This window comes from Pseudomonas sp. Sample_20 (genome assembly GCF_004307585.1).
Taxonomy (GTDB): domain Bacteria; phylum Pseudomonadota; class Gammaproteobacteria; order Pseudomonadales; family Pseudomonadaceae; genus Aquipseudomonas; species Aquipseudomonas atacamensis.
The window spans coordinates 26,856-46,956 of sequence record NZ_RCOA01000123.1; the positions used below are offsets into that span (position 1 = coordinate 26,856).

Annotated in this window: 16 protein-coding genes and 2 tRNA genes; 7 read left to right on the top strand and 11 right to left on the bottom strand. The window is 59.4% G+C overall.

Annotation, left to right across the window (positions count from 1 at the left end; all coding sequences use genetic code 11):
• Positions 1 to 32: 32 nt before the first annotated feature.
• The 10 genes from D8U70_RS24165 to D8U70_RS24210 all read right to left on the bottom strand — a co-directional run bounded on the left by D8U70_RS24165 (position 33) and on the right by D8U70_RS24210 (position 13,049).
• On the bottom strand, positions 33 to 1,988 hold the full coding sequence (locus D8U70_RS24165; RefSeq protein ID WP_130929925.1) for an acetoacetate--CoA ligase: 1,956 nt from the start codon (positions 1,986 to 1,988) through the stop codon (positions 33 to 35).
• Between the two features lie 150 nt (positions 1,989 to 2,138).
• Positions 2,139 to 2,912, bottom strand: a complete 774-nt coding sequence (gene hbdH / locus D8U70_RS24170) for a 3-hydroxybutyrate dehydrogenase (protein ID WP_110599378.1) — start codon at positions 2,910 to 2,912, stop codon at positions 2,139 to 2,141.
• 7 nt (positions 2,913 to 2,919) lie between these two features.
• Positions 2,920 to 4,311 carry a GntP family permease gene (locus D8U70_RS24175; protein WP_016774505.1) on the bottom strand — a complete coding sequence of 464 codons (1,392 nt, stop codon included), beginning with the start codon at positions 4,309 to 4,311 and terminating at the stop codon, positions 2,920 to 2,922.
• A 276-nt stretch (positions 4,312 to 4,587) separates the two neighbouring features.
• The gene (locus tag D8U70_RS24180; RefSeq protein WP_071172268.1) at positions 4,588 to 6,003 is read right to left on the bottom strand and encodes a sigma 54-interacting transcriptional regulator; all 1,416 of its coding nucleotides are present in this window, start codon (positions 6,001 to 6,003) and stop codon (positions 4,588 to 4,590) included.
• A gap of 132 nt (positions 6,004 to 6,135) precedes the next feature.
• The gene (locus D8U70_RS24185; protein WP_073474724.1) at positions 6,136 to 7,710 is read right to left on the bottom strand and encodes an ABC transporter ATP-binding protein; all 1,575 of its coding nucleotides are present in this window, start codon (positions 7,708 to 7,710) and stop codon (positions 6,136 to 6,138) included.
• 9 nt (positions 7,711 to 7,719) lie between these two features.
• Positions 7,720 to 8,742: an ABC transporter permease gene (locus tag D8U70_RS24190; RefSeq protein WP_024012756.1), complete on the bottom strand. Its 1,023-nt coding sequence runs from the start codon at positions 8,740 to 8,742 to the stop codon at positions 7,720 to 7,722.
• Complete coding sequence (locus D8U70_RS24195) at positions 8,742 to 9,803, bottom strand: microcin C ABC transporter permease YejB (RefSeq protein WP_071172270.1); 1,062 nt, start codon at positions 9,801 to 9,803, stop codon at positions 8,742 to 8,744. Before D8U70_RS24195 ends, D8U70_RS24190 begins: the two co-directional genes overlap by 1 nt.
• On the bottom strand, positions 9,803 to 11,671 hold the full coding sequence (locus D8U70_RS24200) for an extracellular solute-binding protein (RefSeq protein ID WP_130929926.1): 1,869 nt from the start codon (positions 11,669 to 11,671) through the stop codon (positions 9,803 to 9,805). Before D8U70_RS24200 ends, D8U70_RS24195 begins: the two co-directional genes overlap by 1 nt.
• Before the next feature lie 131 nt (positions 11,672 to 11,802).
• Positions 11,803 to 12,084, bottom strand: coding sequence for a peptidylprolyl isomerase (locus D8U70_RS24205; protein ID WP_073474718.1), 282 nt, complete (start codon positions 12,082 to 12,084; stop codon positions 11,803 to 11,805).
• Between the two features lie 95 nt (positions 12,085 to 12,179).
• Positions 12,180 to 13,049, bottom strand: a complete 870-nt coding sequence (locus D8U70_RS24210; protein ID WP_110646565.1) for a triacylglycerol lipase — start codon at positions 13,047 to 13,049, stop codon at positions 12,180 to 12,182.
• A gap of 334 nt (positions 13,050 to 13,383) precedes the next feature.
• Between D8U70_RS24210 and D8U70_RS24215 the strand changes: the two genes are divergently transcribed.
• A complete protein-coding gene (locus tag D8U70_RS24215) occupies positions 13,384 to 14,496 on the top strand; it encodes a hypothetical protein (protein ID WP_130929927.1) in 1,113 nt (370 codons plus the stop codon).
• A gap of 17 nt (positions 14,497 to 14,513) precedes the next feature.
• Here the strand turns inward: D8U70_RS24215 and D8U70_RS24220 are convergent, their stop codons facing one another.
• Positions 14,514 to 15,587, bottom strand: coding sequence for a 3-deoxy-7-phosphoheptulonate synthase (locus D8U70_RS24220; RefSeq protein ID WP_110646513.1), 1,074 nt, complete (start codon positions 15,585 to 15,587; stop codon positions 14,514 to 14,516).
• Positions 15,588 to 16,190: 603 nt separating this feature from the next.
• Between D8U70_RS24220 and D8U70_RS24225 the strand changes: the two genes are divergently transcribed.
• The 6 genes from D8U70_RS24225 to D8U70_RS24250 all read left to right on the top strand — a co-directional run bounded on the left by D8U70_RS24225 (position 16,191) and on the right by D8U70_RS24250 (position 20,078).
• Complete coding sequence (locus tag D8U70_RS24225; protein WP_130929928.1) at positions 16,191 to 16,634, top strand: GNAT family N-acetyltransferase; 444 nt, start codon at positions 16,191 to 16,193, stop codon at positions 16,632 to 16,634.
• 127 nt (positions 16,635 to 16,761) lie between these two features.
• The gene (gene uvrY / locus D8U70_RS24230) at positions 16,762 to 17,403 is read left to right on the top strand and encodes a UvrY/SirA/GacA family response regulator transcription factor (RefSeq protein WP_024012761.1); all 642 of its coding nucleotides are present in this window, start codon (positions 16,762 to 16,764) and stop codon (positions 17,401 to 17,403) included.
• A gap of 2 nt (positions 17,404 to 17,405) precedes the next feature.
• Positions 17,406 to 19,229, top strand: a complete 1,824-nt coding sequence (gene uvrC, locus D8U70_RS24235) for an excinuclease ABC subunit UvrC (protein ID WP_024012762.1) — start codon at positions 17,406 to 17,408, stop codon at positions 19,227 to 19,229.
• A gap of 32 nt (positions 19,230 to 19,261) precedes the next feature.
• On the top strand, positions 19,262 to 19,822 hold the full coding sequence (gene pgsA, locus D8U70_RS24240; protein ID WP_016774513.1) for a CDP-diacylglycerol--glycerol-3-phosphate 3-phosphatidyltransferase: 561 nt from the start codon (positions 19,262 to 19,264) through the stop codon (positions 19,820 to 19,822).
• Between the two features lie 60 nt (positions 19,823 to 19,882).
• Positions 19,883 to 19,958: transfer RNA gene (locus D8U70_RS24245), tRNA-Gly, on the top strand.
• A gap of 46 nt (positions 19,959 to 20,004) precedes the next feature.
• Positions 20,005 to 20,078, top strand: a tRNA-Cys gene (locus D8U70_RS24250).
• The last annotated feature ends 23 nt before the right edge of the window (positions 20,079 to 20,101 follow it).

Below are 20,101 nucleotides of genomic sequence, written 5' to 3' on the forward strand. Positions count from 1 at the left end.
CAGCCTGGCGGATGAGGGCGTCAGTGCCGGTTTCAATCAGCCAGTTCCGGTCGATCCCGAAACTGCTCCAGCGCTTCGGGATTGGCCAGTGCATCGGTGTTTTTTACCGGCCTTCCATGCACGACATCACGCACCGCCAGCTCCACGACTTTGCCGCTGATGGTGCGCGGTATGTCCGTCACTGCAACAATCCGCGCCGGGACATGTCTCGGCGTGGTATTGGCGCGGATCACTTCGCGGATTCGCTGTTCGAGTCCTTGATCGAGTTCGACACCATCGCGCAAACGCACGAACAGCACGACCCGCACATCATCCTGCCACTGCTGACCGATGGCGACGCTGTCCAGTACCTCGGTGATTTTCTCGACCTGGCGATAGATTTCCGCCGTGCCGATGCGCACGCCGCCCGGGTTCAACACCGCATCCGAGCGGCCATGGATCATCATCGCGCCGTGGGGCAACTGTTCGGCGTAATCACCTTGTGCCCAGACGCCGGGGAACAGGCTGAAGTAGGACTGGCGGAGTTTTGAGCCGTCGGGGTCATTCCACAAGCCGATCGGCATCGCCGGGAAATGCCGTGTGCAAACCAGCTCACCTTTCTCACCGATCACCGGTTGGCCAGCGTCGTTCCACACCTCGACGGCCATGCCCAGGCTCTTGCCCATGATTTCTCCGCGACGTACCGCTGACAGCGGGTTGCCATTGACGAAGCACGAGACGATGTCGGTACCACCGGACATTGAAGCCAGGCACACATCGGTTTTGAAGTCGCGGTAAACGAAATCGTAGCTTTGCGGTGACAAAGCCGAGCCCGTGCACAGCAGGGTTTTCAAGCTGCTCAAGTCATGACTTTCGCGGGGCCTGGCGCCGCTGCTTTCCAACGTGGCAAGGAATTTCGGACTGGTGCCAAACACACTGATGCGTTCGTCGTCGATCAGGTCGAGCAAGCGCTGATGGTCCGGATGAAACGGCGAGCCGTCGTAGAGCACCACGGCGCTGCCAACCGCGAGCGCCGAAACCAGCCAGTTCCACATCATCCAGCCGCAGGTCGTGTAGTAGAACAAGCGGTCACCGGGACCGAGGTCGCAGTGCAAACCATGTTCCTTGACGTGTTGCAGCAGCACACCGCCGGTGCTGTGGACGATGCATTTCGGCACGCCAGTGGTACCGCTGGAGTACAGCACGTAGAGCGGATGATTGAACGGCACCGGGGTGAAATCCGGTTCACCGCCGGATTGATAGAAGTCTTCCCAGAAGCAGACATCAGCGTGGGTTTGATAATCCTCGATGCGCGCTTGCGGACGGGCGTACGGGACGATGATCAACTGCTGCAGTGATGGCAGTTGTGCCAGGATTTCGTTGAGCTTGGCGGTCTGATCCAGGATTTTTCCGGCGTATTGATAACCGGCACAGGTGAGCAGCACTTTCGGTTCGATCTGGCCAAATCGATCGATTACGCCGTGGGTGCCGAAGTCCGGCGACGAGCAGGACCAGATCGCGCCGAGGCTGGTGGTGGCCAACATCGCCACCAGAGTTTGCCAGGTGTTGGGCATGCAAGCCGCCACGCGATCACCCCGGCCAACGCCTGTTGCGCGCAGGCTCGCCTGAAAACCGGCGACGTGTTCGGCCAGTTCGGCCCAGGTCAGTTGTTCGCGCTGGCCGTTTTCCGCCACAGCGACCACCGCCACGGCATCGTCGCGGCGGCGCAGCAGGTGTTCGGCAAAGTTCAGCGTCGCGCCGGGGAACCACTCGGCGCTGGGCATCTCTGCACCTTCACGCAAGACGGCGTCTGGCTGGGTGTGAAAGCGGATGTCGAAGAAATCGACGATCGCCTGCCAGAACGCCGGGCGCTGATCGATGCTCCATTGGTGCAGGGCAGGGAAGTCGTCGAGCTTAAGCGAATGCCGCTGATTGATTTCGCGCCGGAAAACGTCCATCCGCGAACGGTCGATACGCTGGGCGTCGGGTTGCCAGAGGATGTCGGACATGGGTTTGCCTCTTCTTATCTGATTCGTACAGGCCAGGGAGATCATTCCCTGTGGGAGCGAGCCTGCTCGCGAAAGCGTTGTGTCAGTATCCCGAACTGTGTCTGATAAACCGCATTCGCGAGCTGGCTCGCTCCCACAATGGCCAGGTGTTTATTGCGCCAGCCAGCCACCATCAATATTCCACGCCGCGCCGCGCACCTGGCTGCCGGCTTCACTGCACAAGAACAGCACCAGCTCACCCAGATGCTGCGGTGTAACGAACTCCAGCGACGGCTGTTTTTCCGCCAGCAGATCATGCTGCGCCTGCTGCGGATCGACACCCTTGGCCGCGCGATCATCGATCTGCTTCTGCACCAGCGGCGTCAACACCCAGCCCGGACAGATCGCATTGCAGGTGACATTGCTGGTCGCGGTTTCCAGCCCGACTACTTTGGTCAGACCGATCACGCCATGCTTGGCGGCGACGTACGCGGCTTTGCCGGTGGAGCCGACCTGGCCGTGCACCGAGGCGATATTGATGATGCGCCCCCAGTTCTTGCGGCGCATGCCCGGCAGGCTCAACCGCGTGCTGTGGAATACCGATGACAGGTTGATCGCGATGATCGAATCCCAGCGCTCAACAGGAAACTCTTCTACGGCCGCAACGTGCTGAATGCCGGCGTTGTTGACCAGAATGTCGACACCGCCAAACTCGCGCTCGGCGTAGGCGACCATGTCGGCAATCTGCGCCGGGTCGCTGACATCGGCGGGATGATGGCCGACCTTGCCGCCGAACTGAGCGACGTCGGCGATCACCTTCGAGGCGTCGCCGAAGCCATTGAGAATCAGGTTGGCGCCCGCTTTCGCGAGAGTCAGCGCGATGCCCAGGCCGATGCCGCTGGTGGAGCCGGTTACCAACGCTGTCTTGCCGGAAAGAGTGGTCATGAATACCTCACACAATGCCAGTGGCGTAGAAAGTGCCGATCACCACGAAAACCGCGAGGGTCTTGATCAGCGTAATACAGAAAATGTCTTTGTAGGCTTCGCGGTGGGTCAGTCCGGTCACCGCCAGCAACGTGATTACCGCGCCGTTGTGCGGCAGGGTGTCCATGCCACCGCTGGCCATCGCGGCCACGCGGTGCAGCACTTCCAGCGGGATATTCGCCGCGTGCGCTGCACTGATGAACTGCTCGGACATCGCCGCCAGCGCGATGCTCATGCCGCCCGACGCCGATCCGGTAATGCCGGCGAGCAGTGTCACGGTAATCGCTTCGTTGACCAACGGATTGGGAATCTGCTTGAGCCAGTCGGCCAGCACCAAAAAGCCCGGCAGCGAAGCGATTACCGCACCAAAGCCGTATTCAGACGCGGTGTTCATGGCCGCGAGCAACGCACCGCTGACCGCACTTTTACTGCCTTCGGCGAGCTTGCTTTTGATCGCCTTGAAGCCGAACGCCAGGACCATGAGGATGCCGACCAGCAACGCCGCCTGCACCGCCCAGATCGCCGTGAGCTTAGCGATTTCGGTGGTGACCGGCGCAGCCATGCCCGGTAGCGCTAGGCTGTGGGTCTTGCCATACCACTGCGGAATCCATTGGGTGAACAGCAGGTTCATGATGCCCACCGCCAGCAATGGCGACAGGGCAATCCACGGGTTGGGCAGCTTCAGGTCTTCGGCGGTTTCCGGTTCGTTGCGCAGTTCAGTGCCGTAACCTTCGCCGGCACGTTGCGCCTTGTTGCGTTGGCGTTGCAGAAACAGCATGCCGGCGCAGAACACGAAGATCGTGCCGATCACACCCAGCCACGGCGCCGCCCATGCGGTGGTGTTGAAGAAGGTGCTGGGGATGATGTTCTGGATCTGCGGCGTGCCGGGCAGGGCGTCCATGGTGAACGAGAATGCACCGAGGGCAATGGTCGCCGGGATCAGGCGTTTGGGAATATTGCTCTGGCGGAACATCTCCGCTGCAAACGGGTAAACAGCGAAGACAACGACGAACAACGACACGCCGCCGTAGGTGAGCAGGGCACACACCAGCACGATCACCAGCATCGCTTGTTTAGTCCCGAGCAAGCGAATCGCAGCGGCGACGATCGAGCGCGAGAAACCGGACAGCTCGATCAGCTTGCCGAACACCGCGCCGAGCAGGAATACCGGGAAATAGAGCTTGATGAAACCGACCATCTTGTCCATGAACACCCCGGTGAACGCAGGGGCAACGGCGGACGGATCGGTGAGCAGGACCGCGCCGAGGGCGGCGATCGGGGCAAAGAGGATGACGCTGTAGCCACGGTAGGCGGCGAGCATCAGCAGCGTCAGGGCTGCCAAGGCAATGATCACACTCATGGTGTGTCTCTCCAGGATTGTTATTTTTGTGGGTGGAACGGGTGCGGAGAGTGGGTTAGCGAGATTTGTGCCAGAAGCTCAAGTAATTGAAATATATGAAGATTATTCCTTGCGAGGAGATGTTTTGATTGGTTTTGTCTCTATTCAGAGACTTCTTATGCTGGAAGGACGCCTTCGCGAGCAGGCTCGCTCCCACATTTGTCATGCATTCTCCTGTGGGAGCGAGCCTGCTCGCGAGGCTTTTGTTTTGTCTTCATGCGGAGACTCATTATCTCTTTATGTAGACTCAACGATCCCCAGCGCAGCCATTTTCTTGTACAGCGTCGACCGCCCCAGCCCCAGCCGAACCGCCGCCTCTGGCACTTTTCCCGCGCATTGCGCCAGGGTCGACTCGATCAACTGCCGATCAAACCGCGCCCGCGCCTGTGCAAATGTCTCCCCAGCGGAGGCTTGCATGCTCGGCTCGGCCGTCCGCTCAACCGGAGTAAAGGTGCCAATCGCGCCGCGAATATCCTGCTCGGTCAGGATCAGATCATCACTGAGCAACGCCGCCCGCTCCAGCACGTTGCGCAACTCACGGATGTTGCCCGGCCAGGCATGCTGGCCGAGCAACGCCAGCGCGTCGCGGTGCAGTTCATGCTGGCTGCGCAGTTCTTCGAGAATCGCCTCGCTCAGCGCCGGCAGATCATCGAGGCGTTCACGCAGCGGCGGCACCTGGATCGGCAGTACGTTGAGGCGGTAGTACAAATCGGCGCGAAATTCGCCGCGCTTGATCGCCGCCTGCAAATCCGTCGACGTCGCGGCGATTACCCGCACATCGCTCTGAATCACTTCATTGGAGCCGACCGGCTCGAACTCCTTTTCCTGCAACACGCGCAGTAGTTTGCTTTGCAGCGGCAGCGGCATATCGCCGATCTCATCGAGAAACAGCGTGCCACCCTGAGCGATTTGTAATTTACCGGTGCGGCCCTTGCGGTCAGCGCCGGTAAAGGCGCCGGGTGCCGTGCCAAAGAATTCGGCTTCCAGCAGCGCCTCGGGAATTGCCGCGCTGTTGATGCTGACGAAGGCTTTGTGCGCGCGTGGTGAGGCGCTGTGAATCGCTTGGGCCAGCAACTCCTTGCCGGTGCCGGTTTCTCCCAGCAGCAACACGGGCGAATCAGCGCTGGCACTGCGGCGCGCACGGCGTTTGACTTCAAGGCTGGCAGCGCTGGTACCGATGAAGTGGGCAAAGTTGTATTTGGTCTGCCGCGCACGCAGCAGCGAACGGGTCGAGGCCAGTTCTTCCTGCATGCTCAGGTAACGCTTGAGCATCGGCGACAGCGTACGCAACTCGTCGAACAGGGCGAAACCGATGGCGCCGATCACGCTGCCGGCATCGTCGTGGATCGGCAGGCGCATCACCACCAGCGGTTCCTTCGGCGTGTCCTGCATGTCCAGCAGAATCGGCCGACCGGTGCGTACCACCTCGCGCAGCAGACTGCCGGGGATCACGCTTTCGCAGGGTTTGCCGATAGCGCCTGCCGCTGAATCGAGACCGAAGCGCCGGGCGTAGCGTTCGTTCATCCAGACGATATTCGCATCGCGGTCAACAATCACCGTTCCTTCGCTGGATTGCTCGATGATCTCGAACAGCGAACGGATCGCCAGGGTGCGGACTCGTTGGTAGTCCTTGAGGCTTTCGGTGGTGTTCATGGAGGCTGGTCCTGATTGTTTGTTGCCGGTACCGGCCCGTTCGCGAGCAGGCTAGCTCCCACAGGGGACTGCATTCCAATGTGGGAGCGAGCCTGCTCGCGAATGCCGCGCCGAGAATAAGCAGAAAAAAACCTACCCCGGATGCGCCGCCGCCAACAGCTCTTTGGTGTAGGGATGCTGCGGGTTGTCAAACACGTCGTGACTGGCCCCACGCTCGACCACCTGGCCGTCCTTGATCACGATCATGTCGTGGGCCAACGCGCGCACCACGGCCAGATCATGGCTGATGAACAGGTAGGTCAAACCGTATTTTTCCTGCAAATCACGGAGCAGGGCGACCACTTGTTTCTGTACGGTGCGGTCGAGCGCGGAGGTCGGTTCATCGAGCAGGATCAGTGCGGGTTTGAGCACCAGAGCCCGGGCGATGGCGATGCGCTGGCGTTGGCCGCCGGAAAATTCATGCGGGTAGCGATGGCGGCTTTCCGGGTCGAGGCCGACTTCCTTGAGCACGCGAATCACTTGCTCATCACACTCATTGGCCGTCGACTCGCAATGCACTTCCAGACCTTCGCTGATGATCTGTGCCACCGACATGCGCGGGCTGAGGCTGCCAAACGGGTCCTGAAACACCACCTGCATCTGCCGCCGCCACGGGCGCAATTGCTTTTGATTGAGGCCATCCAGCGCTTCGCCCTGAAAGCGAATGCTGCCCTCGGAATCCAGCAAGCGCAGGATCGCCTGACCCAGCGTCGACTTGCCTGAACCGGATTCGCCAACTATGCCCAAGGTCTTGCCGCGCTGAATATTCAGACTGATGCCATCGACAGCGCGCAGATACTGCTTGCGCCTGAACAGCCCGCCGCCGACCTGGAAATCGACGCGCAGGTCAGCGACTTCCAGCACATTTTCGCGTTCGTCACGGGGCAGGGCTTCACCTTCCGGCTCTGCGTTCAACAGCACGCAGCTGTAGGGGTGTTTGGGTTCGGTAAACAGGGTTTCACAGGGCGCCTGCTCGACGATCTCGCCAGCCTTCATCACGCACACCCGCTGCGCGATGCTGCGAACCAGGTTGAGATCGTGACTGATCAGCAGCAGCGACATGCCGAGCCGCTGTTGCAGGGACTTGAGCAGCAAGAGAATCTTGCGCTGCACGGTGACATCCAGCGCCGTGGTCGGCTCGTCGGCAATCAACAACTCCGGTTCGCAGGCCAGGGCCATGGCGATCATCACCCGTTGCCGTTGCCCGCCAGAGAGCTGATGCGGATAGGCTTTCAACCGTTCCTTGGGCTTTTGAATGCCGACCAGTCCGAGCAATTCGAGAATGCGCTGCTGCGCTTGCTTGCCGCCGAGGCCGCGGTGCAGCAACAGGGTTTCGCCGATCTGCTTTTCAATGGTGTGCAATGGATTGAGCGAGGTCATTGGCTCCTGAAAGATCATGGCGATGCGATTGCCGCGCAGCTCGCGCAAGACCTTCGGATCAGCACCGAGCAGTTCCTGCCCGCGATAGCGGATGCTGCCACGGGTTTGCGCCTCACTCTCGGGCAGCAGTTGCAGGATCGAATGCGCGGTCACCGATTTCCCCGAGCCCGATTCGCCGACCAGTGCCAGGCACTCACCGGGGCGGATATCCAGGCACAGGTCGCGCACCACGGTCTGGCCATGGAAGGCGACATTGAGGTTGCGGATTTCAATCAGGTTTTCTGTCATGGTCACGCTTCAGGATCGAGGGTCAAAAGCGTCACGTAACGCTTCGCCGATGAATACCAGCAAGGAGAGGATCAACGCCAGGGTAAAGAACGCGGTCAACCCGAGCCACGGTGCTTGCAGGTTCTGCTTGCCCTGACCGATCAGTTCACCCAGCGAGGCACTGCCGGCCGGCATGCCGAAGCCGAGAAAATCCAGCGCGGTCAGCGTTGAAATCGCGCCGGTCAGAATGAACGGCAGGTAGCTCAGCGTCGCGTTCATTGCGTTGGGCAGGATGTGCCGGAAGATCACCTTGCGGTCAGTCAGGCCCAGGGCGCGCGCGGCTTTGACGTATTCCAGATTGCGCCCGCGCAGGAACTCGGCGCGCACCACGTCCACCAGCGCCAACCAGGAAAACAGCGCCATGATCCCCAGCAGCCACCAGAAATTCGGCTCGACGAACCCGGAAAGGATGATCAGCAGATACAACACCGGCAGCCCCGACCAGACCTCAAGTACGCGCTGCCCGAGCAAATCGACCCAGCCACCGTAATAGCCCTGCAACGCGCCGGCGGCGATACCGATCAGCGCACTGACAAATGTGAGCATCAGGGCAAACAGAATCGACACCCGAGCACCAAAGATGACCCGCGCCAGCACATCCCGCGCCTGATCGTCGGTGCCCAGCCAGTTCACCGAAGTTGGTGGGCTCGGCGCCGGTTTGTTCAGGTCATAGTTGGGCGTGTCATCGCTGAACGGAATCGGCGGGAACAGCAACCAGCCGCCGTCCTTGCGAATCAGATTCTGCACGTACTCGCTGCGGTAATCGGCCTGAAAAGGCAGTTGCCCGCCGAACTCCTGTTCGGTATGGCGCTTGAACACCGGGAAGTACCATTGGCCCTGATAACTGACCATCAACGGTTTGTCGTTGGCGATCAATTCGCCACCCAGCGTCAGCAGGAACAGGCCGATGAACAGCCACAGCGACCACCAGCCACGACGGTTTTTCTTGAAGCGTTCGAAACGGCGTCGACCCAAAGGCGAGAGCTTGAACATCAGGCATTCCTCGCGGCAAAGTCGATACGCGGGTCGACCAGGGTGTAGCAGAGGTCGCCGATCAGTTTTATCAGCAGGCCGAACAGGGTGAAGATGAACAGTGAACCGAACACCACTGGATAGTCCCGCGATACCGCTGCTTCGTAACTCATGCGCCCAAGGCCATCGAGGGAGAAGATCACTTCGATCAGCAGCGAGCCGGCGAAGAACACGCTGATGAACGCCTGAGGTATGCCCGAGACCACCAACAGCATGGCGTTGCGAAACACGTGTCCGTACAGCACGCGGCGTTCGCTCAAGCCTTTGGCGCGGGCCGTTACTACGTACTGTCGGGTGATTTCATTGAGGAACGAGTTTTTCGTCAGGATTGTCAGCGTCGCGAAACCACCGATCACCAGCGCGGTGACCGGCAGCACCAGATGCCAGAAGTAATCGGCGATCTTTCCCAGCGTCGATAGCGATTCGAAGTTGTCCGAAACCAGTCCGCGCACCGGAAACCAGTTCAACGAAGTACCGCCGGCGAATACCACGATCAGGAACATCGCGAACAGGAACGCCGGCATGGCGTAACCGATGATGATCGCCGTGCTGCTCCAGATGTCGAAATGGCTGCCGTGGTGCACAGCCTTGCGGATGCCAAGCGGGATCGACACGAGATAGGTGATCAGCGTCGCCCACAGCCCGAGCGAAATGGTCACCGGCATCTTTTCCAGAATCAGGTCGGTGACTGTTGCACCACGGAAGAAGCTCTTGCCGAAGTCCAGTTGCGCGTAATTCTTCAGCATCAGCCACAGGCGCTCGTGGGCCGGTTTGTCGAAGCCGTACTGCTTTTCAATGTCCTTGATCAGTTGCGGATCGAGGCCACGGCTGGCGCGCGAAGCGTTGCTCGAGGTCTCGCCGGCTCCGCCGCCGACACTGGCGCCGCCAATGCCTTGCAGATGGGCGATGGCTTGTTCCACTGGTCCGCCGGGCGCGGCTTGGATGATGACGAAATTGACCAGCAGGATGATCACCAGCGTCGGAATGATCAGCAGCAGGCGCCGCAGTATGTAACCCCACATCAGTGCGGCCCTCCGGGTCTGCCGCGACTGATTTTCTCGGCGGTCATCTGCTGATTGGTCAGTGGCGTGCGGCTGATTTCCCACCAGCTCTCGATGGCTTCGTCGTTGCTCGCCTGCACCGTGGGAATGCCGAAGCGGTTCCACCACACGGTCGAGGTGCCCGGCGGGTAATAGTTGGGAATCCAGTAGTAATTCCATTGCAGCACCCGGTCCAGCGCATGGGCGTAATGCAGCATGTCCGATTGGGTCGAGGCGCGGATCAGGCCGTTGATCAAAGTGTCGACTGCCGGATTTTTCAGCACCATGTAGTTGTTCGCGCCCGGGTCGTTGGCCGCTGCCGAGCCGAAATAATTGAGCAACTCACCGCCCGGAGAAGTGGTAACGGGGTAGCCGGTGACGATCATGTCGTAGTCGCGACTCATCAGGCGATTGACGTATTGCGAGGCGTCGATGCGACGGATATTCAGCTCGATGCCGATCTGCTTCAGCGTGCGCTTGTAGGGCAACAGCAGGCGGTCCATGCCGTTCTGGCTGACCAGAAAAGTGAAGCTCAGCCGCTCGCCGGCGCCGTTGACCAGTTGATCGCCATCCGGTTTCCAGCCGGCCTGCTCCAGCAGTTGCAGGGCTTGCAACTGCTTGTCACGGATGATGCCGCTGCCGTCGGTCTTCGGCGCCTCGAAGACTTTAGTGAACACTTCTTCGGGAATCTGATCGCGCAGCGGTTCAAGAATTTCCAACTCTTTCGCATCGGGCAACTGCCGGGCGGCGAGATCGGTGTTGGAAAAGTAACTTTGCTGGCGGATATAAACGTTGCGCATCATCTGCCGGTTGCTCCATTCGAAGTCCCAGAGCATCGCGAGTGCCTGGCGTACCCGGCGGTCCTGGAACATCGGCTTTTGCAGATTGAACACGAAACCCTGGGCCGATTGCGGCGCTTCAGTGGCGAGGTGGGCCTTCTGCAAACGGCCATCGCTGAGGGCGGGACTGTCGTAGCCGATCGAATAGCCGGTCGCGGAAAACTCGCGGTTGTAGTCATAGGCACCGCCACGCAGCACCTGACGGGCGACGTCGGTGTCGCCGAAGTACTCGATACTGAAATGGTCGAAGTTGTACAGGCCGCGACTGACCGGCAGGTCCTTGCCCCACCAGTCGCCATTGCGTTCGAAAGTGATGCTGCGCCCGGAGTCGACCTTGCCAACCCGGTACGGCCCGCTGCCCAGCGGCGGCTCATAACCACCGCCGCCGGCGAAATCGCGACTCTTCCACCAGTGTTCGGGGAACACCGGCAGGGTCGCGATATCCAGGGGCAGGGTGCGGTTTTCGTTACTTTTGAAGTCGAAGCGCACGGTCAGTGGTGCCTCGATTTCGACGCCTTGGACGTCGGCAAACTGGGTGCGATAACGCAGGCTGCCCTGGGTCATCAGCAGGTTGTAGGTGTAGCGAACGTCCTCGGCGGTGATCGGTTTGCCATCGGCAAAACGCGCCTTCGGATTGATGAAGAAACGCAGCGACAGACCGTCTTCAGAGCGTTCCATTTTCTCCGCCACCAGACCGTACACCGTGTAGGGCTCATCCAGCGAGCGCTGGGCGAGCGGCGAATACAGCAGGCCGTCGATCTGCGTGACGCCGATGCCTTTGTCTATATAGGGCAGCAGATGATCGAAGTGGCCGATTTCGATTGCCGAGCGCCGCATCGTCCCACCCTTCGGCGCCTGCGGATTGGTGTAGTCGAAATGGCCGAAGCCGGCGGGGTATTTGGCCGGTTCGCCGTAAACGGTCAGTGCGTGTTGCGGGGCAGCGGTCGCACCGGCGGCACCCGTGAGCAGGGCGAGGGCGGTGAGCATCAGTGTGGGAAAAACCAGTCGCATCGTCAGCCTTGGAACGCAAAATCGATAAGCGCAAGTTGTACGCGAGCGGCGCGCCACTCGCCAGCCGTATATGTAACCGAAACACAACGGCCCACCAAAGGGTGGGCCGTTGTCAGCAACAGGACGACGAATCAGTCCTGACGGCTGGTGACTTCCAGCAGGTGGTAACCGAACTGGGTCTTCACCGGGCCTTGCACGACGTTGATCGGCGCGCTGAACACCACGGTGTCGAATTCCTTGACCATCTGGCCTGGACCGAACGAACCCAGGTCACCGCCCTGACGGCTGGATGGGCAGCTGGAGTTGGCTTTGGCTACATCAGCAAAATCGGCGCCGGCTTCGATCTGAGCCTTGAGTTCGTTGCACTTGTCTTCGCTGGAAACCAGGATGTGGCGGGCAGTGGCTTTGGCCATGGGGAATTCTCCGAACTGTTTCAATAAAAGGTGGAGCGTACCGGAATCAGTCGGTGAATTCTCGGCAAAGTTCCATTCTGATTTCCTGACTCTACTCAAAGATCCGCCGCACGCAGGCGCTGGGCATGCTCGACGTACAGCTCGATAGGGTCCGGCGAAGACGCGGTTACGCCCGGGCTGCGCCGCAAGCTCGCCAGGTGATCCATTGGATAATCAGAGCGGATCACTTGGCCGAGATGGCTACTGAAGCGTCCGACGAAGCCGTCATTCTGCTGGGGTTCGGTGGTGAAATATTGCGACAGGACCCGGCAGGTTGCTTGAACCGGATCCAGCGCCGGCAGCCTGGATTGCGCAACAACCCCGCTCCACGAGTAATAGCGCACGCCGTTGACTTGCTCCGGGCCGTGACCGCCCCAGGTGTGTGGCAGGCCTTGTGGGAATTTGTCATTGAATTGCCCGACGCCGACGGTGGTCAGTGCGTTGAGAGCAGCCACCGCATTCTGTGGCAGTGCCACGCTGCCACTGAGCAGCGACAACAAATCGGCAAATTGCGTCGCCACGTTTTGTGCAACGACCTCCGGCAGCTTGCCCGGGACCAGTGCCTTGCGCAGGAAGTCGGCGAGCTCCGAACCATGGTTCGGACCACTGACGGAGGTGACTGAAGCGACGACGTTTGGTGCAAGCGCTGCCGCATAGCGTGCAGCGAGTGCACCTTGACTGTGTCCTATAAGGTTGACTTTCTTCGCTCCTGTGCCTCGCAGCACGCAGGCCATCTGTGACAGTAATTGCTCACCCCGCATTTCATTGTCGTGGGTGGCCGAAAGGTGTGGAACAAACAATCGACAGCCAGCCGCTTTCATAGCGGATTTGACGTCATGGAACAGCTCGAAATGACCGATACGCTCGAACCCGAACAGACCGTGGACCAACAGGATGGGATAACGAGTTGTAGCATTCCGTTGCATGTTCTTACCTTTTTCGTAGAAGTTCATCGGGAAATCACCGAGCCACTCTAAAACACCCCTGTCGCTGAGGAAGTACGAAGAGGCTTCGCGTTGTGTTTGAAAATGGACTACGAGGCGTACGAAATTTCGGAGAGCTGTGAAATCCGAATCGGAAGTTCAGTGGGTCGTTTGTCGGCATAACCGCGTGAGTTCTGCTGTTGCCTACTATGCGAGTAGCGCTTGCGCCGTCGTCGCGGTGTATTCGGCTGACATCAAGAACATTCAAAGAAGTCCTCAATGTAGATGTCAGTGTCGCCATTCGGGGCGGCACGTTTTCCAGGGAGTGGAAACGAAAATGAATAGCCATGAAGTCGAGTTTTGCTGGCGGATGCGTCAGCCGATGGTTGCCGAAGTGTCCATCGAACCTCTTGTCGCGCCGATGATTGACGGGCTCAGAGGGAGCGTGTTGGATCCTTCACTGGTCAAAGCCGTCGTTCGCATTTCTCCTTATGCCAACATGAGCTGCGGCGATCAGTTGGTGTTGTATTGGGAGGGGCTGGATATCGAAGGCTTCGCCTATCAATACGAGAGTGTTCGATTCATCAGCCAGGCTCAGGTCGGCAGGGACGTAATCTTCGTCATCAAGGCCATGCATGTGGCTGCGCTGGATGGAGGCTCGCTGGAGGTTTACTGGACACTTCACAATGCGTCCGCGCCCAAGGCAGTGGAATCTGCACGCCTGCAACTGTCTGTGGGCGATATGCGCACGCAATTGTTGGCTCCACAGATCGAAGGCTCGGTAAACGGAGCGCTGGAGCCATCGCGAGTGGCAGAGGGCACCCTGGTGACTCTGCAGCCTTACGCGAGGATGTCGGCGGGTGATCGGGTGATGTTGTCCTGGCACGGCGATACCTCGCTCGAGATCTTTACCGACACATTGAACGTGGAGGCCTACTCCGTCGCGCAATGCCTGTCGTTCTGGGTGCCGGGGAGCTACATCGAAGCTCACCGAGGTGGTGAAGTGGTCGTCGCCTACCGTGTCGAACAACGCTGTGGAACGGTTCGAGCGTCCGAGCCTGCCACGGTTTTCCTAGGGCCTGCAGTGCGTGCGCAATTGCCTGCGCCGGATGTCGTCGAGGCAGTTGAAAACGTGTTGTCACTGAAGGATTCGGTCGACGGCGTTTCCGTTCTCATCGAAGGGGCGCAGGTGCAAGAGGATGAGTTGGTCTATCTCAAGTGTGACGGTGAGTTCTTCAGTCACCGGGATGATCTTGAAATTACGCGGGAGACGGCTGGTCAAGCGGTGTGTTTCATCGTCCCTCACCGGTTCTGGCGTGAACATCACGGCACAACGGTGCAGATCGCCTACACCGTGGAGCGTCTGGACGATGTCAGTCAGCAATCCCCTGTTAGGCAGATCAGCGTGGAGGCTTTGCCAGTGAATGCCGGCCCTCCGCGCTTTGAATGAGCGGGAGGGCGGTTCGATCAACGTTTGGCTTGTGCGACGCGTCGTGCGGCATCGGTCAGCAATCGCTCAGTTGCATCGAAGCCGAGGCAGCCGTCGGTGATCGATACGCCGTAGCTTAGAGAACTGCTCAGCGGCTGGCAGCCTTCGAACAGGTGAGATTCCAGCATCATGCCGATCAGCGAGTGGTTTCCACGCAGGCGTTGTTCAAGGACGTCATTGAACACCGCTGGCTGGCGCAGTGGATCCTTGCCGCTGTTGGCATGGCTGCAATCGACCATGATCCTGCTGGGGATCTTCAGTCGGCTGAGCTCGGCGCTGATGTTGGCCACGCTGGTTGCATCGTAGTTCGGCCCTTGATGGCCACCGCGCAGCACGATGTGGGTGTCAGCGTTGCCGGCTGTCTGCACGATCGCCGGATGCCCTTGGCTGTCGACGCCGAAGTGTCGATGCGGATGGGCTGCCGAGCGCATGGCGTCGACAGCAACGGCGGCGCCGCCGTCGGTGCCGTTCTTGAAGCCCACCGGCATGTTCAGGCCGCTGGCCATTTCGCGGTGGATTTGCGATTCGGTGGTGCGGGCACCAATGGCCACCCAGCTCAGCAGGTCATCAAAGTAGTTGGCGGCCATGGGTTGCAGGAGTTCGGTAGCGACCGGTAGTCCGAGCCGGATCATTTCCAGCATCAGTTCGCGCGACAGCGTCAGACCGGCAGCCATGTCGTCAGAGCCGTCCAGATGCGGATCGTAGGCCAGACCTTTCCAGCCGATCGTCGTTCGCGGCTTTTCGACGTAAGCACGCATGACCAGCAGCATTTCACCGCTGACATCTTCGGCCAGTCGAGCAAGTTTGCTGGCGTATTCGATTGCCGACTGCGGATCATGGATGGAGCAGGGGCCAACGATGACCAGCAGGCGCGGGTCTTCACCGTCGAGGATGGCGCGCACCGCCTGGCGATGGGCATTGACCTGCTGATGCAGGGAGTGGCTGAGCGGTAATTGCTGTTTGAGCTGCAACGAGCTGGGCAGACGCAGGGTCAGCGCTTCGTTGGCAGAATCGAGGGTGGACAGCGGCAAAGCGGAAACTGAAGAGTTCATGTTCGGTCTTCCTGGGCGGATGGCGGGTTTTTCCCGCGCACTCGGCCCTACTGGGGTGTTCGACAAATGGCCGTACTGGCTAGGCATGTGTGTTTGCCACCTGTGGGTGACCGATCGGAGGCGGCAGGCTGTCCCGAGCGGAGGCTGGTAAATCGCCAGGCGCTAAAGCTGTCGTAACGGTAATAAGTGGCGTAGTTCATGGTGTAATCCTCGAAATGTGGTGTGTCGCTGAAAGTGATGGGCCTGAAAAAACAAAACCCCCGGTCGGGAGGCCGACCGGGGGTTGAGAAATCTCTGGTAGGCGACCCGTTATCATGGGCGCCGTTTGGGTATCAGGCGCGCCAGTGGCTAAACCAATACCCAAAATAAAAGTTGTCTGGAGCGCAGGCGTCGTTCACCCGCGCAGCCGCAATCGAGCGCGAGGCGCTGGCGATGCAAGACTGTGAAGGGGCGTTGAACATGGTCTGTCTCCGATGAATACGCGGAGCTTACTCGACGCTGATACGCGTCAGCAATCAGAAAATGCTATTGCGTGCCGAGCGAAACGGCTATCACTGGCAAACGATCTGGTTAAAGTACATTTTTACGATTGGAGAGAGCTGAATGAGTTATCGAATTCGGCATGCCACCCATGATGATCTTGCTTTTGCGCGGGACCTGACCTGTCGCAACATGCTGCGCTATTACATTGACCACGATCTGTTGTGGCAGGACGAGGCATTCGACGCAGGCTGGCAGCATCGTGAGAACTGGATGATCCTTCAGGATGAACTGCTGATCGGCTTTGTCAGTCTGAGCCAGGATGCCCGAGCGCTGTACATACGCGAATTGCAGATTGATCAGCCCTGGCAAGGGCAGGGCGCCGGTTCCTGGGCCATTGATCAGGTTATCCAGATGGCTCGGCAGGCAAGGCGACCGGCACTGCGGCTGACAGTGTTTGACAATAACCCGGCGCAAAAACTGTATGCATCTAAAGGACTGCACATCGTGGGCAGGGATGAGTGTTTCCTCAGAATGCAGCTCGATTTGAGTACAGCTGTGCTCTGAAACCCACAGCCGGCCAGCCCTGAATGACGAATTGAAACTTTTTAAATGCGGCTTTCCGCTAGGTCTGTCTGGCACTTTTTGCTAAGGTGTCCGGCATCCCAATAAGACCATATCGCGAGGTGTCTGCTTGATTAGGGTGCTAGTGGTCGACGACCATGATCTCGTTCGCACAGGCATTACACGAATGCTGGCCGATATCGATGGCCTGCAGGTGGTGGGTCAGGCCGAGTCAGGTGAAGAGTCCCTGATCAAAGCCCGTGAATTGAAGCCTGACGTAGTGCTCATGGACGTCAAGATGCCCGGCATCGGCGGCCTCGAAGCCACGCGGAAACTGCTGCGCAGCCACCCGGACATCAAGGTGGTTGCCGTTACGGTGTGCGAGGAAGACCCTTTCCCGACGCGTTTGCTGCAGGCCGGCGCCGCCGGTTACCTGACCAAGGGCGCGGGTCTGCCGGAGATGGTTCAGGCCATTCGGCTGGTTTTCGCCGGGCAGCGTTACATCAGTCCGCAGATCGCTCAGCAGCTGGCGATCAAATCATTCCAGCCAACCAATGATTCGCCGTTCGATGCCTTGTCGGAGCGGGAAATCCAGATTGCCTTGATGATTGTCGGCTGCCAGAAGGTCCAGATCATTTCCGACAAGTTGTGCCTGTCGCCGAAAACCGTGAACACCTACCGCTACCGCATTTTCGAGAAGCTTTCGATCAGCAGCGACGTCGAGCTGACACTGCTCGCGGTGCGTCACGGCATGGTGGATGCCAGCGCCTGACCATGACCGAGACATTTGATTCCAGTGCTTTCCTGTCGACCGTCAGCGGTCGCCCGGGCGTCTATCGCATGTTCGACAGCGAGGCGCGCCTGCTGTATGTCGGCAAAGCCAAAAACCTGAAGAAACGTCTGGCGAGCTACTTTCGCAAGACCGGGCTGGCGCCGAAAACGGCTGCACTGGTCGGGCGTATCGCTCAGGTCGAGACGACCATCACCGCCAACGAAACCGAAGCGCTGCTGCTGGAACAGACGCTGATCAAGGAGTGGCGCCCGCCGTACAACATCCTGCTGCGCGACGATAAATCCTATCCGTACGTGTTTCTCTCCGACGGACAGTTTCCGCGCCTGAGCATCCATCGCGGCGCAAAAAAGGCCAAGGGCAAGTATTTCGGCCCCTATCCGAGTGCCGGCGCCATACGTGAAAGCCTGAGCATCCTGCAAAAAACCTTTTTCGTCCGTCAGTGTGAAGACAGCTATTACAAGAACCGCACCCGTCCGTGCCTGCAATACCAGATCAAACGCTGCAAGGCACCATGCGTGGGCCTGGTCGAGCCTGACGTCTACGCCGAAGACGTACGCCACTCGGTGATGTTCCTCGAAGGTCGCAGCCACGCGCTGACCAACGAGCTGTCCACCGCGATGGAAGAGGCAGCGATCAATCTCGAATTCGAACGCGCGGCCGAATTGCGCGACCAGATTGCCTTGCTGCGCCGGGTGCAGGACCAGCAGAGCATGGAAGGCGGAACCGGCGATATCGACGTTATTGCCGCATTCGTCAACCCAGGCGGCGCCTGTGTCCACCTGATCAGCGTGCGCGGCGGGCGCGTGCTCGGCAGCAAGAATTTCTTCCCGCAGGTCGGCATTGAGGAAGACGTTTCCGAGGTCATGGCAGCGTTCCTCGGTCAGTACTACATCAGTAGCCCCGAACGCGATCTGCCGAGCGAACTGATCGTCAACGTGGTTCACGAAGACTTCCCGGCGTTGATCGAAGGGATTCACACCTTGCGCGGCCGTGAGTTGGCCATCAGTCATCGGGTGCGCGGTACCCGTGCGCGCTGGCAGCAACTGGCGGTGACCAACGCTGAGCAAGCGTTGGGCGCGCGTCTGGCCAACCGTCAGCACACCGCCGCGCGATTCGATGCGCTGGCTGAAGTGCTGAATCTGGATGAACCGCCGCAACGCCTGGAATGCTATGACATCAGTCATTCCAGCGGCGAAGCCACGGTGGCCTCCTGCGTGGTGTTCGGGCCGGAAGGCGCGATCAAGTCGGATTATCGCCGCTACAACATCGAAGGCGTCACCGCCGGCGACGATTACGCGGCCATGCACCAGGCGTTGACTCGCCGCTTCAGCAAACTCAAGGACGGCGAGGGCAAGTTGCCGGACATCCTGCTGGTCGACGGTGGCAAAGGCCAATTGTCGATGGCCCGTGATGTGCTGAACGAACTGGCCGTACCGGATCTGATTCTTTTGGGCGTGGCCAAGGGCGCCACGCGCAAGGCCGGTTTCGAAACGTTGTATCTGAATGATGCAGCGCACGAGTTCACCTTGCGCGGCGATTCACCCGCCTTGCACCTGATTCAGCAGATCCGCGATGAGGCGCACCGCTTCGCAATTACGGGGCATCGCGCTCGTCGCGGCAAGACCCGCCGAACCTCAACGCTGGAAGGCGTGGCAGGGGTAGGGCCGACACGTCGCCGTGACCTGTTGAAACATTTTGGTGGATTGCAGGAGCTGTCTCGTGCAAGCATCGAAGAGATCGCCAAAGCCCCGGGGATCAGTAAAAAGCTCGCTGAGTCGATTTATGCGAACCTGCATAGTGAGTAGAATGCCCCTTCACCTCGTAGCCAGTTGTGCCGATGAATATCCCTAATCTGATTACCGTTCTACGCGTCCTGCTCATCCCGATCTTTATTTTGCTGTTCTATCTGCCCTACGAATGGAGTTACATGGCCTCCGCTTCGGTGTTCGCCTTCGCGGCCGCAACCGACTGGCTCGATGGTTACCTGGCGCGCCGACTGGAGCAAAGCACACCGTTCGGGGCGTTTCTCGATCCGGTCGCCGACAAGCTGATGGTCGCTGTTGCCCTGGTCTTGCTGGTACAGGAACACGGCAATCTCTGGCTGACGCTGCCAGCGGCGGTCATCATCGGTCGTGAGATCGTGATTTCGGCACTGCGCGAATGGATGGCCGAACTCGGCGCCCGGGCACAGGTGGCCGTTTCCAATCTCGGCAAATGGAAAACCGCTGCGCAGATGCTCGCGCTGGTGATTCTGCTGGCTCATCCAAAGGCATTCAGCTTCTGGGTCGTGCTCGGTTATACGCTGCTGATCGTATCGGCAGGGCTGACCCTGTGGTCGATGGTTCAATACCTTCGCGCCGCCTGGCCGCACCTGAAGACCGATGTCGAAAAGAAATAAAAGTTTTTTGAATCAAGGGGTTGACGGGGCATCTTAATTCTATAGAATGCGCCACACCAAGCGGGAATAGCTCAGTTGGTAGAGCACGACCTTGCCAAGGTCGGGGTCGCGAGTTCGAGTCTCGTTTCCCGCTCCAATTTGTACAGTGTTTGTTGTTGTGCTACTGACAGCGAATACTTTGAGGCCGAGTAGCAAAATGGTTATGCAGTGGATTGCAAATCCACCTACGCCGGTTCGATTCCGACCTCGGCCTCCACTATCAAAAACCCCGTAGATCAA